This is a genomic window from Streptomyces sp. NBC_01549, assembly GCF_026339955.1.
GTDB lineage: Bacteria > Actinomycetota > Actinomycetes > Streptomycetales > Streptomycetaceae > Streptomyces.
Genome location: NZ_JAPEPW010000001.1, coordinates 6368740 through 6382324, shown reverse-complemented (window position 1 = coordinate 6382324; position 13585 = coordinate 6368740). Strand labels below are relative to the sequence as shown.

Genomic DNA, 13585 nt, shown 5'->3' with positions numbered 1-13585 from the left:
ACCGACTCCGCGTTCGCAGGAAAGCCCTGGTGAACGAGCGCGCGCTCGACGAAACTACGGGCATGACGAAGCAGCGCACCGAACCCGCCACCGACGCCGACGAACGGTCCATGCTGGAGGGCTGGCTCGACCACCACCGCGAAACACTCGAGATGAAATGCGCGGGTCTCGACGACGCCCAGCTCAAGACCGCCTCGGTCCAGCCGTCCGAGCTGTCCCTGCTCGGTCTGGTGCGGCACATGGCGGAGGTGGAGCGGGGCTGGTTCCGCAAGGTCCTGGTGGGCGACGATCCGGGGCCGATCTACTACAGCGACGAGGACCGGGACGGAGAGTTCCATCTCACCGACGCGGACACCTGGGACGAGGCGTACGCCACCTGGCAGGCCGAGATCGGGATCGCCCGGCGCAACGCGGCTCGTTTCGCGTTGGACGATGTCTGCGAGGGCGAGAGCAAGTTCACCAAGGACCCCATCAACGTGCGGTGGATCTACACCCACATGATCGAGGAGTACGCGCGTCACAACGGTCACGCGGATCTCATCCGGGAGCGGATCGACGGCGCCACGGGTGAGTGAGGCAGCGTGACTCGGCTTCGGGTCACCTTGCGGACAGCGGCGCCCTCCGGAGGGGCGGAAGCATCACCCGTGTGGGGCAACCTCCGCTTGTCCGCTCCCCAAAGGGAGCCGAACGCAGCAGAGTTGAGCGGGTGCATCGAACGACGACCGCCGCAACGCTCCTGGCAACCGTGGCCACCGCCGCCCTCTCCGGCTGTGTGACCGTCCAGCGACCGCCCGCTCCCACCCTGCCGACCGCGCCGTCCCGGCCTTCGCCGCCACGTCCGGACGGCAGGACCGGCCCGCAGGTCGTGCAGGCGCCGGCGCGCGAGGCGCTGGAACTCATCGGGCCGTCCAGGAAGCCGTCACCGAGCGCTCCGGCGCCGCACCGTACGCCCGTCCCGGCGCCCGCCGCCCCCCAGGCGCCCGCCGCACGCCACCCGCACAACGCCGCCCCGCACCCACACCCGGAGCCCCACCCGCCCGCACCCCGCATCGCCGTCCCGCCCGCCCCACAGGGCCTGCCGAACAACACGGACGTGTGCGCCCTCGGCCGGAAGTACGGGGGCTGGAAGGCGGACAGCCCGGAAGCGGTCATCTGCAAGGGGACGTACGGGAATTGACGCCGCCGGGACCCGGGCGACGCGGCCTAGGGTCGCTGTCTCGGCGGCCCCAGGGTCTCTCCTCCCGGCCCCCCATGGGAACCGGGCCCACCGAAGGAACCAGGCCCACCGAAAGGACCTGGCCCCTCGACGGTGCCGGGGCCCTCCCCCGGTGCCCCGTCCGACGGCCCGTCCCCGTCGAGTCTCAGCTCCAGTCGGCCGATCGCCGCCCGTACACCGTCGCCGTAACGGTCGTCCCCGAGGGCGCCGACCGCGCCCCGCGCCCGGCGCAGATGGCTGCGGGCGGCTTCGGAGCGGCCGAGTTTCACATAGTCGGCCGCCAGGTTCAGATGCAGCGACGGGTAGAACGCGCGTGCCGCGAGCGACTGGTGGGGCTCGACGCCCCCGCCGTCGGTGAGTTCCTCGGCTGCCGACAACGCCCTGAGATCCCAGGCCAGTTCGTCCGCGGGGTCGTCCTGCGTGTCCGCCAGGTAGTGCGCCAGGGTGCAGCGGTGCAGGGGGTCGCCGTCCTCGCCGATCTCCCCCCAGAGGTCCAGGAATCGCCCCCGAGCCTCTTCGCGGTCGCCGCCGTGGTGCAGCATGACGACCTGCCCGATCCGGGTCATCATGGCATCCGGCGCCGCCTGCTCCTGTTGCTCCGCCACCGCGTCCTCCAGGCTCGTCGCTGTCCCTTCCGACGCTAGGGCCTGTCCGGCGGATCATGCCGCAGGCGCGGGCCTTGGCACGCCCATCCGCGGCGTTGAGGCGCCCCCCGTTTCCCGCGACCTGTATCCGCCCGGACAGGCCCTGGCCGGGCGCACTGACCATCGGGCTCAGCCGCCCCCCGTACGCCACTGAGCGTTCCGGTGACAGCGGGACCAGAGCCCCCTCCCGGCCCAGGTCCCGCCTTCGGATCACGCCTGGACCACGGGATCCGCTCACGTGTCCGCCACGCCGTCGGGCGCCCCGGATCAGCCCAGGTTCGGAATCCGCCAGTCGATCGGCTCGTGGCCCTGTCCCGCGACCGCCTCGTTGATCTGCGTGAAGGGGCGGGAGCCGAAGAACTTCTTGGCGGAGAGCGGCGAGGGGTGCGCGCCCTTGACCACGATGTGCCGCTTCTCGTCGATGAGCGGGAGCTTCTTCTGCGCGTAGTTCCCCCACAGGACGAAGACCGCCGGGTCGGGCCGGTCGGCCACGGCACGGATCACCGCGTCCGTGAACTTCTCCCAGCCCTTGCCCTTGTGCGAGTTCGCCTCACCGGAGCGCACGGTCAGCACCGCGTTGAGCAGCAGAACGCCCTGCTCGGCCCACGGCATCAGATAGCCGTTGTCCGGGATCGGGGTGCCCAGCTCCTCCTTCATCTCCTTGTAGATGTTGCGGAGCGAGGGCGGGGTCTTCACCCCCGGGCGGACCGAGAAGCACAGGCCGTGGCCCTGACCCTCGCCGTGGTACGGGTCCTGGCCGAGGATCAGCACCTTCACCCGCTCGTAGGGAGTCGCCTCCAGCGCCGCGAAGACCTCCTCGCGCGGAGGGTAGACGGGACCGTTGGCGCGCTCCTCCTCCACGAACTCGGTGAGTTCCTTGAAGTAGGGCTGCTGCAGTTCGTCACCCAGGACGCCGCGCCAGGACTCGGGCAGCATGGCGGTGTCGGTCACGTCAAGTTCCTCCGATGTGCGGTCACTTCCAGGTCTCAGAACCTACAGGCGACCACTGACAATCGGCCCCGCACCCCGTATGACCACGCTACCCGCCAGGGCCTGCCGGTGCCCTACCAGCTGGTCTTGCGGTACAGCTCCCACATCATCATGATCGTCGAGGGGTCCAGGGCCTGCTCCCCGCCCGAGATGTCCTCGCTCGCCGCCACGAACTGCTTGCCCTGCCACAGCGGCAGCAGCCGAGCGTCATCGACGAGAATCTGCTGGGCCGCCTCGAACTCCTCGACCACCGCTCCACGGTCGCTCTCGCGGCGCGAGGCGGGCAGCAGGGTGTCGGTGATCCGGGGCGCCGGATAGGGCGTACCGAGCGCGTTCTGCCGGCCCACGAAGGGGGCGATGAAGTTCTCGGCGTCCGGGAAGTCCGGGAACCAGCCGCGCCCGAACACCGGGTACTCGCCCTTGCGGTAGCCCTCTTCGTACGTCTTCCAGGGGCGCCCGTTGAGGGACACACGGAACAGACCGGAGTCCTCGAGCTGCCTCTTGATCTCCTGGAACTCCGGGGCGGTTTCGGAGCCGTAGCGATCCGTGGTGTACCAGAGGGTGAGGGGGACGCGCTCGGTGATGCCCGCCTCCAGGAGGATCTGCCGGGCCTTGGACGAACTGGGGTCCCCGTAGTCGTCGAAAAAGCCCGTGGTGTGACCGGTCAGGCCCGCGGGGACCATGGAGTACAGCGGGTCGACGGTGTCCTTGTAGACCTTGTGCGCGATCGCCGCACGGTCGATGACCTGGGCGACCGCCTTGCGGACCGCGAGCTTCCTGGCCCAGGGATCCTTCGGGTTGAACACCAGGTAGCTGATCTCCATGCCCGCGCCCTCGACGAGCTGAAGGCCGTCGTCCGCTCCCCCGCTTCGGAGCGAGACGATGTCCTTGGAGGCCAGTCCGCGGTACGTGACGTCGATCTTCTTGTCCTTGAGGGCGTCGACCATCTGCCCCGAGTCCTGGAAGTAGCGGATGGTGACCGCGTCGTTCTTGAGCTCGGCGAAGCCCTTGTAGTGGTCGTTCCTGACGAGTTCGGCCTGCTTGCCGTCCTCGTAGGAGCGCAGGCTGTACGGGCCGGACCCGATGACCTTGCCGTCCTTGCGCAACGAGTGGGCGGGGTAGTCGTCGGGGTCCACGATCGACATGGCCGGCGTGGCGAGGACGAACGGGAACGTCGCGTCCGGCTTGTTCAGGTGGAAGAGGAGCTCGCGCTCGCCCCGTACCTGGATCCGGTCGGGGCTGCCGAGGAGGCCGGCGGGACCGCTGGGCAGGTTGATCTTCTTGATCCGGTCGATCGAGTACTTGACGGCCCGGGCGTCCAACGAGTCGCCGTCGGAGAACTGCATGCCGGCGCGCAGCTTGCAGCGGTACACCAGGTTCGTTCTGTCGGTGAACGCACAGCTCTGGGCGGCGTCGGGCTCGGGCGTGGTCGTCCCGGTGGGGTAGCTCAGGAGCGTCTGGTAGATGTTGCGGAACAGCTCCCACGAGCCGTCCCAGGAGGCGGCCGGATCCAGCGTGCTCGGGGCACTGGTGGTGCCCACGACGATCGGTCCCTTGTCGTCGGAGGACGCCGAGGAGAGGACGCCGCACCCGGCCACCAGGGCGACGGACGTGACCGCCGCCAGCTGCCGCAGACATTGGTTGCGGTTGAACACGCGCACGCTCCTCGATCTGCCGTACCAAGGGTCGGCAGACCATACCGCAGCGCCCGGCCGGTGAACCCGCGTTCCCTGCGCGGCACTTGATCAGCGCGTTTGTGACAAGGTTGTCATCGGGCTGTCCGTCTTCATACGTCGACGCGGGCGCCGATTTCGTCCATCAGCGCCCGCGTCGATGCTCCGTTCGTCCCGTCTCGGGGCTCCGGTCAGCCCACTCCGGCGTTCAGGAATATGCCGCCGTCGACGACGAGCGTCTGACCGGTGATCCAGTCCGACTGCGTCGAGGTGAGGAAGGCGGCGGCGCCCCCGATGTCGGAAGGCACGCCCAGTCGGCCGAGCGGGTAGGACGCGGCCGCCTCCGCCTCTCGGCCCTCGTACAGGGCCTGCGCGAACTTGGTCTTGACCACGGCGGGCGCGATCGCGTTGACCCGCACCTTGGGCGCGAACTCGTGCGCCAGCTGCACGGTCAGGTTGATCATGGCGGCCTTGCTGATGCCGTACGCGCCGATGAAGGGCGAGGGGGCGATGCCCGCGACGGACGCGATGTTGACGATCGCGCCGCCGTTCTCGCTCTGCCAGGCCTTCCAGGTCAACTGGGCGAAGCCGAGCGCCGAGATGACGTTGGTCTCGAAGACCTTGCGTGCCACGTCCAGGTCCAGGTCGGCCATCGGGCCGAACACGGGGTTCGTACCGGCGTTGTTGACCAGGTAGTCGACGCGGCCGAAGGCCTCCATGGTGCGCTCGACGACGGTGGCCTGGTGGGCCAGGTCGTGCGCCTTGCCGGCGACGCCGATGACGCGGTCGGCACCGAGTGCCTCGACGGCCTCCTTGAGGGCGTCCTCGTTGCGGCCCGTGATGCACACGCGGTCACCGCGCGCGACGAGGGCCTCCGCGATGCCGTAGCCGATGCCGCGGCTCGCGCCTGTGATGAGCGCGACCTTGCCGGAGAGTTCGGGGAGTGTGGTCATGTCGTGCCCTCCGGCGTCAGTTGAGCGGTCCGCCGGCCACGTACAGGACCTGGCCGGAGACGAATCCGGCGGCCTCGCCGGTGAAGAAGGCGATCGCGTTGGCGATGTCGTCGGGGTTGCCGACGCGTTGCACGGGGATCTGGGTGGCGGCCGCGGCCTGGAAGTCCTCGAAGCCCATGCCCACGCGCTCGGCGGTGGCCGCCGTCATGTCGGTGGCGATGAAGCCGGGGGCGACGGCGTTGGCGGTGACGCCGAACTTGCCGAGCTCGATGGCGAGGGTCTTGGTGAGGCCCTGCAGACCGGCCTTGGCGGCGGAGTAGTTGGCCTGGCCGCGGTTACCGAGCGCCGAGGACGACGACAGGTTGACGATCCGGCCGAACTTGGCGTCCACCATGTACTTCTGGCAGGCCTTCGCCATCAGGAAGGCGCCGCGCAGGTGCACGTTCATGACCGTGTCCCAGTCGGACGCGGCCATCTTGAACAGCAGGTTGTCGCGGAGCACGCCCGCGTTGTTCACCAGGACGGTCGGCGCACCGAGCTCCTCGGCGATCCGCGCGACCGCGGCCTCGACCTGGGCCTCGTCGGAGACGTCGCAGCCGACCGCGATGGCCTTGCCACCGGCGGCGGTGATCTTCTCGACGGTGTCCTTGCACGCGGCCTCGTCGAGGTCGATCACCGCGACGGCGCGGCCCTCGGCGGCCAGTCGTACGGCGGTCGCGGCGCCGATGCCGCGCGCGGCACCGGTGACTACGGCTACGCGCTGCTCAGTGGTGGACATTGCTGGTTCTCCTCGCCCTTGAAAAGCCCTGCGGCATGAAATGCTCTGCGGTGGTATGTCCCGCGGTGGCATGTCTTGCGGCTCACACGGTACGCCCGTCCGGTGAGCGACCGCTTAGTACCTTCAGTAGACGTGACGCTAGAAGCCCTGGCACCCGGTGTCAACGGCACACGGCGCGGGTGTGATCCATTACCTGACCAGCAACTGGAGCAACCGCTCCGTCTCCGCTTCCGGATCGGCGGTGAGTCCGGTGTGCACGGGTCCCGGCTGCACCACCGTCGAGCGGGGCGCGATCAGCCAGCGAAAACGCCGCCCGGCGTCGTCACCGGCGGCCTGACCTGCCGCTTTGCCACCCGCGCAGACTCCTTCGACCGCCCGCAGCGCGGCCCGTACGCCGGCCGTGTCGGCCTCCGGGTCCAGGGCCAGCAGCTTGGCCTCGTCCAGATGGGTGCGCACCCCGACGAAGGACTTGGCGCGGCAGTACACCAGTACGCCCGCGTTGAAGCACTCGCCGCGCTCGACCCGCGGCACCACGCGCAGCAACGCGTACTCGAAGACGTCCCGCTCGCTCACTTGTCCCCCTCGAAGCCCTTGATGCGCCCCTCGATCACACCGGCGCGCGCCAGGAGCGGCTGCGCATAGGCACGCCGGAGAGCGTCCGGCGAGTCGAAGCCGGGTTCGTCGGCCAGCCACGCGTCGGGAATCTCCGCGGTCACCTCGGCCAGCAGGTCCTCGGTCACCAGCGGTGCCAGGTCGGCCGCGGCGGAGGCGATGTCCGGGCCGAACGGCGCGAGCGCGTGGTCGGAGGCGTCGTAGGGCTTGGCCGCGGAGTTCGCCGCGCCCGGCCAGTGGTGGTGCCAGATCATGGTGGCGCCGTGGTCGATGAGCCACAGGTCGCCGTGCCACATCAGCAGATTGGGGTTACGCCAGGAACGGTCGACGTTGTTGACCAGCGCGTCGAACCAGACCATCCGCCCGGCCTCCTCCGGGCTCACCTCGAAGGCGAGGGAGTCGAAGCCGATCGCGCCGGGAAGGAAGTCCATCCCGAGGTTCGGACCGCCGCTCGACTTGAGCAGCTCCTGCACTTCCTGGTCCGGCTCCCCGAGCCCCAGCACCGGGTCGAGGTCGAGTGTCACCAGGCCGGGCACACGCAGGCCGAGCCGGCGTGCGAGTTCACCGCAGACGACCTCCGCGACGAGCGTCTTGCGCCCCTGCCCCGCGCCGGTGAACTTCATGACGTACGTCCCGAGATCGTCGCCCTCGACGAGCCCCGGCAGCGAGCCGCCCTCACGCAGCGGCGTGATGTAGCGGGTCACGATGACTTCCTTGAGCATCGCCCCAGGCTACTGGGGCGGTCACGGCCACCGGACGCGACCCGTGGGCGCCCGCGGCGGCGGAGCCCCGAGCCGGTCGGCGCGGCTGTCGAACCGCTGTCGATTCGGTCAAGAAGTCCCTAGCTCCTGAACAGGGCACACGGGCGGACCGTACTTGTGTACGGATCACCATCACGTCCGTTGAAGGGAATGTCAGCATGACCAGCGAATCGCTTCACCCCGTTCCGACCCCGGCCCGCCGCACCGTCGTGGCGGCGGTCGGCACGGCGGGACTCGCCGTCGCGCTGACCGCGTGCGGGTCGGACAACAAGTCCTCCGACTCCACCAGCTCCAACTCCGGCTCCAGCGCGAGCAGCGGGGGTACGGGCGGGGGCGACAACGCCGCGGCGGGGAACGCGGGCGGCACGGTCCTCGCGAAGACCACCGACATCCCGGAGGGCGGTGGCAAGGTCTTCGAGTCCCAGGGCGTCGTCGTCACCCAGCCGACCGCGGGCACCTACAAGGCCTTCTCCTCCAAGTGCACCCACCAGGGCTGTGCGGTGAAGGGCATCGCCGACAACGTCATCACCTGCCCGTGCCACAACAGCCAGTTCTCCGCGACCGACGGCAGTGTGAAGAAGGGGCCCGCGACGCAGCCGCTGGCCGCCGCCAACATCACCGTGGACGGGGACTCGATCAAGCTCGCGTGACCCGGCCGGGCCCGCGCTTCAACGGCGCGGTCGCTTGAGGCAGGCCAGCACGTCGTCGGTCGCCGTGATCGTGGCGACCAGGGCGAGTGTGTTGCGGATCATCGCGGGGGTGTAGTCGGAGGGCACCCCCGCGATGGCGTCCGCGGGCACCACGGCGGCATAGCCGCGGTTCACGGCGTCGAACACGGTATTGGGGATGGCCACGTTGGCGGAGACACCGGTCACGACGAGGGTGCGACAGCCCAGGTTGCGCAGCAGCGCGTCCACTTCGGTGCCCGAGAGCGGGGACAGCCCGTGCAGGCGACGTACGACGAAGTCCTCCTCGGCGACCTCGATCGGCGCCGCGACGCGGACCGCGGTGGTGCCCGACAGCTGCTGCACGGGCAGCCGTTCGGCCGCGCGGAACAGGCGGGCGTTGCGGTTGGCGCCCCGCCCGTCGGGCCGTCGCTCGGCGATCGCGTGGATCACCTGGACGCCGCTGTCGTGGGCGCCTGCCACCAGCCTGGCGATGTTCGCGAGGGCCCCCGACGACCGGGCCTCTCTGGCGAGTTCGGGCAGGGCGCTGTCCGGGCCGACGACGCCCTGCTGGCACTCGACGGTGAGCAGAACGGTGCCGTCCGGGTCGAGGAGTGTGCTGAGCTGTTCATGCGAAGGCATGACTCCCCTTGTCGTCGAGGGCCGGGGCGGGCGAGCGTAACGAGCATTGCGCACGGACGGAAGACGGCCCATGCTTTTCTGACGAACCGCCAGAAGCTCTCTGTCGACGCAGAAGATCGTCGCACAAGGTCGACACGAAAGAAGAGGTGACCGTATGACCGTCACTCAGCGCAGGGGTCGGAAGATCATGATGACCCCCGGCGAACTGGACGAGTTCCTCACCACCCAGCGCACCTGTCGCGTCGCCACGGTGTCGAAGGACGGCGCCCCGCACGTGAGCGCGCTCTGGTTCGTCTGGGACGGCACCTCGCTGTGGCTGTACTCCGTGGTACGCAGCAAGCGCTGGACGGAGCTGCGCCGCGACCCGCGCGTCGCGGTGGTGATCGACACCGGCGAGGACTACGGGGAGCTGCGCGGTGTCGAGCTGTCCGGCACGGTGGAGTTCGTGGGCGAGGTCCCCCGCACCGGTGAGCTGTGCGCCGAACTCGACGTCCCCGAGACCTTGTTCGCCCGCAAGAACTTCGGCCTGGAGGAACTGCCGCACGACGGCCGCCACGCGTGGGCCCGGCTGACGCCGACAGCGATCGCCTCCTGGGACTTCCGCAAGCTGCCGCCGCTCTAGGGCCTGTCACAGCCCAAGCCCAGGTCAGCGCTCAGCCGATGCTCTCCCCCGCCGCCCGCAGCGCCCCCACCGCCGCTCTGATCGACGGGCGGCGGTCGGCGTCGGCGCGCCAGATCACGTAGACATGCCGCCGGACGGCCTGCCGCAGCGGCACCGTGACGACCCCCTCGGGCATCGGATGGCGTCCGAGCAGCGGCGCGATGCAGACACCGAGCCCCGCGGCGACCAGGCCCAGCTGTGTGTGCGTTTCGCCGGCACGATGGCCGATGTGCGGCTCGACGCCCCGGGAGCGCAACGTGAACATCAGCCACTCGTGGCAGAACTCACCCTCGCCCCAGGTGATCCACTCGTCGTCGGCGAAGTCGCCGAGGTCGACCTCCGCGCGGTCCGCGAGCCGGTGGCCGACCGGCATCGCCACATCGGCCGGGTCGTCGAGGATCGGGGCCTTGACCAGACCGTCGGGCAACGGCATCGGCTTGTTGTACCAGTCGAGCACCACCGCCAGATCGAGGTCGCCCCGGATCACCCCGGCGACCCCGGCCTCGGGCTCCAGCTCGCTGGAGCGCACCCGCAGCCCCGGGTGTTCGGCGCGCAGCGCGGCGAGCGCGGCGGGGAACAGCCCGCGTGCGGCGGTCGGAAAGGCGGAGAGCCGCAGCTCGCCGACGACCTGACCGCGCTGGGCCTCCAGGTCGGACTGGGCGAGCTCGACCTGCGACAGGATGCGCGCGGCATGGTCGGCGAGCAATCGCCCGGCGTCCGTGAGACGCACCCCGCGGCCATTCTTGGCGAGCAGCTGCTGCCCCACCTCGCGCTCCAGCTTGGACATCTGCTGGGAGACGGCCGACGTCGTGACATGCAGCCCCTCGGCCGCGCCGCTCACCGAGCCGTGCCGTGCGAGGGCGTCGAGGGTGCGCAGGCGCTCCAGATTCAACATGTAAGCAATGCTACGAGATATCGCTCGAACAATCTCGCTTGTCCTACGGGATTGTCTCCTTCATCGTTACGTCCATGAGCGCCGCGACCACTCCCCGAACCGACACCCCGACCGCCACGACCCCCCGCCGTCGCACCGCCCTCGGCTGGCGGATCCGTTTCGGCGTCCTCTCGCTGATCTGGGGTTTCAGCTTCCTGCTCATCAAGGTCGGGACGGAGGGCTACGCGCCGTTCCAGGTCACCTTCGGACGGCTGCTGTTTGGGACGGCGGTGCTCGCAGCGGCGATGGCGGTGAAGCGGGAGCGACTGCCGCGCGGGGCCCGCACCTGGGGTCATCTCGCGGTCGCGGCCTTCCTGCTCAACGCACTGCCGTTCTCGCTCTTCGCCTACTCCGAGCTGACGATCCCGTCCACGCTGGCGGGCATCTGCAACGCGACCTCACCCCTGTGGGGCATGGCCCTGTCCCTGGTCGCCCTCTCCGAGGACCGTCCGACCCGGCGCAGGGTCGCCGGTCTGGGCATCGGCTTCCTCGGCGTCCTGACGGTCCTCGGTGTCTGGCAGGGCTTCCACGGCCTGGACGCCAGGGGCACGGCGATGGCCCTGCTGGCCTCGCTGAGCTACCCGATCGGCTGGATCTACGTCCGCCGCACCCTGGCCGGCGCCGGCCACTCGCACCTGTCGATGACCGGCGCCCAACTGCTGCTCGCCACCGTCCAACTGGCCCTTGTCACCCCGCTGTTCACCACACTGCCGAGCCGCTTCCCGGTCGTCCCGCTGCTCGCGATCGCCACCCTGGGAGCCCTCGGCACGGGCCTGGCCATGCTCGTCCAGTACGGCATCGTCGCCGAGGTCGGTCCGACGACGGCCCAGATGGTCACGTACTTCATCCCGGTGATAGCCACCGCCGCGGGCGTCGCGATCCTCGGCGAGTCGCTGAGCTGGTCGACGCCGGTCGGCGCGGTGATCGTCCTCGCCGGCGCGGCACTCACCCAGGCCCGGCCGCGCCGCTGACCGCGCCGTCAACGCGTACGGACCGCCTCACGCGTAACCACGCACGGGCGCCGGGCCGACCGCGGAGGCGATGGCGTCCGCCAGTGGTTCGATGTCGTCCGGCGTCAGGATCGAGACGGTGATCCGGATGCCGGGCGGCGCGCTCATCCGGAAGCGCGCCCCGGGCGCGACCGCCCAGCCGGCGTGCAGCAACCGCGCGACCGCCCCCGTCTCGTCCGGGACGGGGATCCACACGTTCATCCCGCTGCGCCCGTACGCCTCGATGCCACGCTCCTTCAGGGCGTCGATCAGCGCGTCCCGGCGCCACCCGTACGCCGCCGCCACGGCCCGTACGTCCACCGCGCCGTTCGCCCACAGGTGTACGACCGCCCGTTGCAGCAGATGGCTCACCCAGCCGGGCCCCAGCCGTTGCCGCCCATGCACGCGGTCCATGGTGACGGGGTCCCCGGTGAGGACGGCGAGCCGCAGGTCGGGGCCGTAGGCCTTCGCGGCGGAGCGTACGAAGGCCCAGCAGCGGGTCACCCCGGCCAGAGGGTGCAGCGGCAGGTCGACGATCCGGTGCCCGTGGTCGTCCTCGACGAGCAGGACCTCCGGGTGCTCCTTCAGCACCGAACGCAGGGCACGCGCGCGTGGGGCGCTGACCACGGCGCCGGTCGGATTCTGCGCCCGGTCCGTGACGATCAGGGCGCGGGCACCGGCCACCAGGGCGTGTCGTACGTCGTCGGGGACCGGGCCCTCGTCGTCGACACGCACCGGGACCGTGCGCAGCCCGAGCGCCGGGGCGAGGTCGAACACGCTGCCCCAGCCGGGATCCTCGACGGCGACCGTGTCCCCGGGCTTGAGATGGGCCGCCAGCACACGCTCGATGGCGTCGAGCGATCCGGAGGTGACGACGACGGGCCCGTCGGGCACGCCGTCCGCGTCGAGATCGGCGCGCGCGAGCCGCTCGAGCTCAGCCTCGACCGCGGCCTCCCCGTACATCACGGGATCCCGGTCCGACTGCCTCGCCGCCGCCACGAACGCCTCGGCGAGACCGGGCAGCAGTGCCCGGTCGGGGTTGCCGTCAGCCACGTTGCGCACACCTTCCGGCACCTCGACCCGGATGTACTCGCGTCCCGTCGTGACGGGCTTCGAACGGATCCGGCTGCCCCGACGCCCCGCGGTCTCGATCACCCCGCGTTCGCGCAGTGTGCGATAGGCGGCGGCGACGGTATTGGGATTCACCCCCAGCTGCTCCGCCAACTCCCGCATGGGCGGCAGCAGTTGCCCCGGTTCGAGCTCCCCGCTGCCCACCGCGCGCTCGACGCTCGCGGAAATGTCCGCTGCACGTCGCCCTTCGATCCGATACTCTCCTAGCACAAACTAGATTATGCACTAGTACAATGGAGAGCGCAATGTCGGAGACGAGCACCCAGCCCGGGTCGACGCGGCCCGCCGCCTACACCCCGACCGACCGCACCGTCCCCACCCGTTCCAAGGAGCGCGCCGCGTACGACCACGAGCTGGTCCACGCGATTCTCGACGAGGGGTACGTCTGCCACCTCGGCTTCGTCCGGGACGGCGCCCCGGTCGTGCTTCCCACCCTCTACGGGCGGGTCGGCGAGCGCCTCTACGTGCACGGCTCGACGGGTTCGCGCCCGCTGCGGATGACCGGGCAGGCCGACCCGGGACTGCCCGTCTGCCTGACCGTGACCCATGTCGACGGTCTGGTCCTGGCCCGCTCCGCCTTCCACCACTCGATGAACTACCGCTCCGTGGTGGTGCACGGCATCGCCTACCAGGTGACGGACCCGGACGAGAAGCGTGCGGCCCTGGACGCGCTGGTCGACCAGGTCGTCCCCGGCCGTTCGTACGACTCGCGCCCCGCCAACACCAAGGAGCTCGCCGCCACCGCCGTCATCCGCCTCGACCTGAACGAGGTCTCCGCGAAGCTGCGCACCGGCGGCCCGAACGACGACGCCGAGGACCTCTCCCTCCCCCACTGGACCGGGGTCGTCCCCCTCACCAAGGGACACGGCACCCCGATCCCCGCCGACGACCTGGCCCCGGGCATCGAGCTGCCCGACTACCTCTCGGCCCTGTGAC

Annotated in this window: 16 protein-coding genes; 6 read left to right on the top strand and 10 right to left on the bottom strand. The window is 70.4% G+C overall.

The window, feature by feature from the left end; all coding sequences use genetic code 11:
- The first annotated feature begins 62 nt into the window (after positions 1–62).
- Together OG819_RS28510 and OG819_RS28505 are read left to right on the top strand one after the other, a co-directional pair.
- The gene (locus OG819_RS28510; RefSeq protein WP_266634151.1) at positions 63–575 is read left to right on the top strand and encodes a DinB family protein; all 513 of its coding nucleotides are present in this window, start codon (positions 63–65) and stop codon (positions 573–575) included.
- 131 nt (positions 576–706) lie between these two features.
- Positions 707–1177, top strand: a complete 471-nt coding sequence (locus OG819_RS28505; protein WP_266651493.1) for a hypothetical protein — start codon at positions 707–709, stop codon at positions 1175–1177.
- Between the two features lie 26 nt (positions 1178–1203).
- Here the strand turns inward: OG819_RS28505 and OG819_RS28500 are convergent, their stop codons facing one another.
- From OG819_RS28500 to OG819_RS28470, 7 genes are all read right to left on the bottom strand, one after another.
- Positions 1204–1821, bottom strand: a complete 618-nt coding sequence (locus OG819_RS28500) for a hypothetical protein (RefSeq protein ID WP_266622917.1) — start codon at positions 1819–1821, stop codon at positions 1204–1206.
- A 306-nt stretch (positions 1822–2127) separates the two neighbouring features.
- The gene (locus OG819_RS28495; RefSeq protein WP_054229079.1) at positions 2128–2811 is read right to left on the bottom strand and encodes a uracil-DNA glycosylase; all 684 of its coding nucleotides are present in this window, start codon (positions 2809–2811) and stop codon (positions 2128–2130) included.
- Positions 2812–2924: 113 nt separating this feature from the next.
- Complete coding sequence (locus tag OG819_RS28490; protein ID WP_266651492.1) at positions 2925–4505, bottom strand: ABC transporter substrate-binding protein; 1581 nt, start codon at positions 4503–4505, stop codon at positions 2925–2927.
- Between the two features lie 209 nt (positions 4506–4714).
- Positions 4715–5476, bottom strand: coding sequence for an SDR family oxidoreductase (locus OG819_RS28485; protein ID WP_266416749.1), 762 nt, complete (start codon positions 5474–5476; stop codon positions 4715–4717).
- Positions 5477–5492: 16 nt separating this feature from the next.
- A complete protein-coding gene (gene fabG / locus OG819_RS28480; RefSeq protein WP_099923884.1) occupies positions 5493–6254 on the bottom strand; it encodes a 3-oxoacyl-ACP reductase FabG in 762 nt (253 codons plus the stop codon).
- A 189-nt stretch (positions 6255–6443) separates the two neighbouring features.
- Positions 6444–6827, bottom strand: coding sequence for a DUF3037 domain-containing protein (locus tag OG819_RS28475; RefSeq protein ID WP_266622922.1), 384 nt, complete (start codon positions 6825–6827; stop codon positions 6444–6446).
- Complete coding sequence (locus tag OG819_RS28470) at positions 6824–7588, bottom strand: HipA family kinase (protein WP_266622924.1); 765 nt, start codon at positions 7586–7588, stop codon at positions 6824–6826. Before OG819_RS28470 ends, OG819_RS28475 begins: the two co-directional genes overlap by 4 nt.
- A 197-nt stretch (positions 7589–7785) precedes the next feature.
- On the opposite strand from OG819_RS28470, the gene OG819_RS28465 reads away from it, so the two are divergent.
- On the top strand, positions 7786–8277 hold the full coding sequence (locus OG819_RS28465) for a Rieske (2Fe-2S) protein (protein ID WP_266622925.1): 492 nt from the start codon (positions 7786–7788) through the stop codon (positions 8275–8277).
- Positions 8278–8295: 18 nt separating this feature from the next.
- On the opposite strand, the gene OG819_RS28460 is transcribed toward OG819_RS28465, so the two are convergent.
- Complete coding sequence (locus tag OG819_RS28460; RefSeq protein WP_266651491.1) at positions 8296–8934, bottom strand: cysteine hydrolase; 639 nt, start codon at positions 8932–8934, stop codon at positions 8296–8298.
- 154 nt (positions 8935–9088) lie between these two features.
- On the opposite strand from OG819_RS28460, the gene OG819_RS28455 reads away from it, so the two are divergent.
- A complete protein-coding gene (locus tag OG819_RS28455) occupies positions 9089–9556 on the top strand; it encodes a pyridoxamine 5'-phosphate oxidase family protein (protein ID WP_266416738.1) in 468 nt (155 codons plus the stop codon).
- Positions 9557–9587: 31 nt separating this feature from the next.
- On the opposite strand, the gene OG819_RS28450 is transcribed toward OG819_RS28455, so the two are convergent.
- Entirely contained in the window at positions 9588–10490 is a 903-nt protein-coding gene (locus OG819_RS28450; RefSeq protein WP_266622930.1) for a LysR family transcriptional regulator, read from the bottom strand.
- 74 nt (positions 10491–10564) lie between these two features.
- Here OG819_RS28450 and OG819_RS28445 point away from each other — a divergent pair, with 74 nt between their 5' ends.
- Positions 10565–11500, top strand: coding sequence for a DMT family transporter (locus OG819_RS28445; protein ID WP_266651490.1), 936 nt, complete (start codon positions 10565–10567; stop codon positions 11498–11500).
- A 27-nt stretch (positions 11501–11527) separates the two neighbouring features.
- Here the strand turns inward: OG819_RS28445 and OG819_RS28440 are convergent, their stop codons facing one another.
- Positions 11528–12859 carry an aminotransferase class I/II-fold pyridoxal phosphate-dependent enzyme gene (locus tag OG819_RS28440; RefSeq protein WP_266622933.1) on the bottom strand — a complete coding sequence of 444 codons (1332 nt, stop codon included), beginning with the start codon at positions 12857–12859 and terminating at the stop codon, positions 11528–11530.
- A 35-nt stretch (positions 12860–12894) separates the two neighbouring features.
- Between OG819_RS28440 and OG819_RS28435 the strand changes: the two genes are divergently transcribed.
- Positions 12895–13584: a pyridoxamine 5'-phosphate oxidase family protein gene (locus OG819_RS28435; RefSeq protein WP_266651489.1), complete on the top strand. Its 690-nt coding sequence runs from the start codon at positions 12895–12897 to the stop codon at positions 13582–13584.
- The last annotated feature ends 1 nt before the right edge of the window (position 13585 follow it).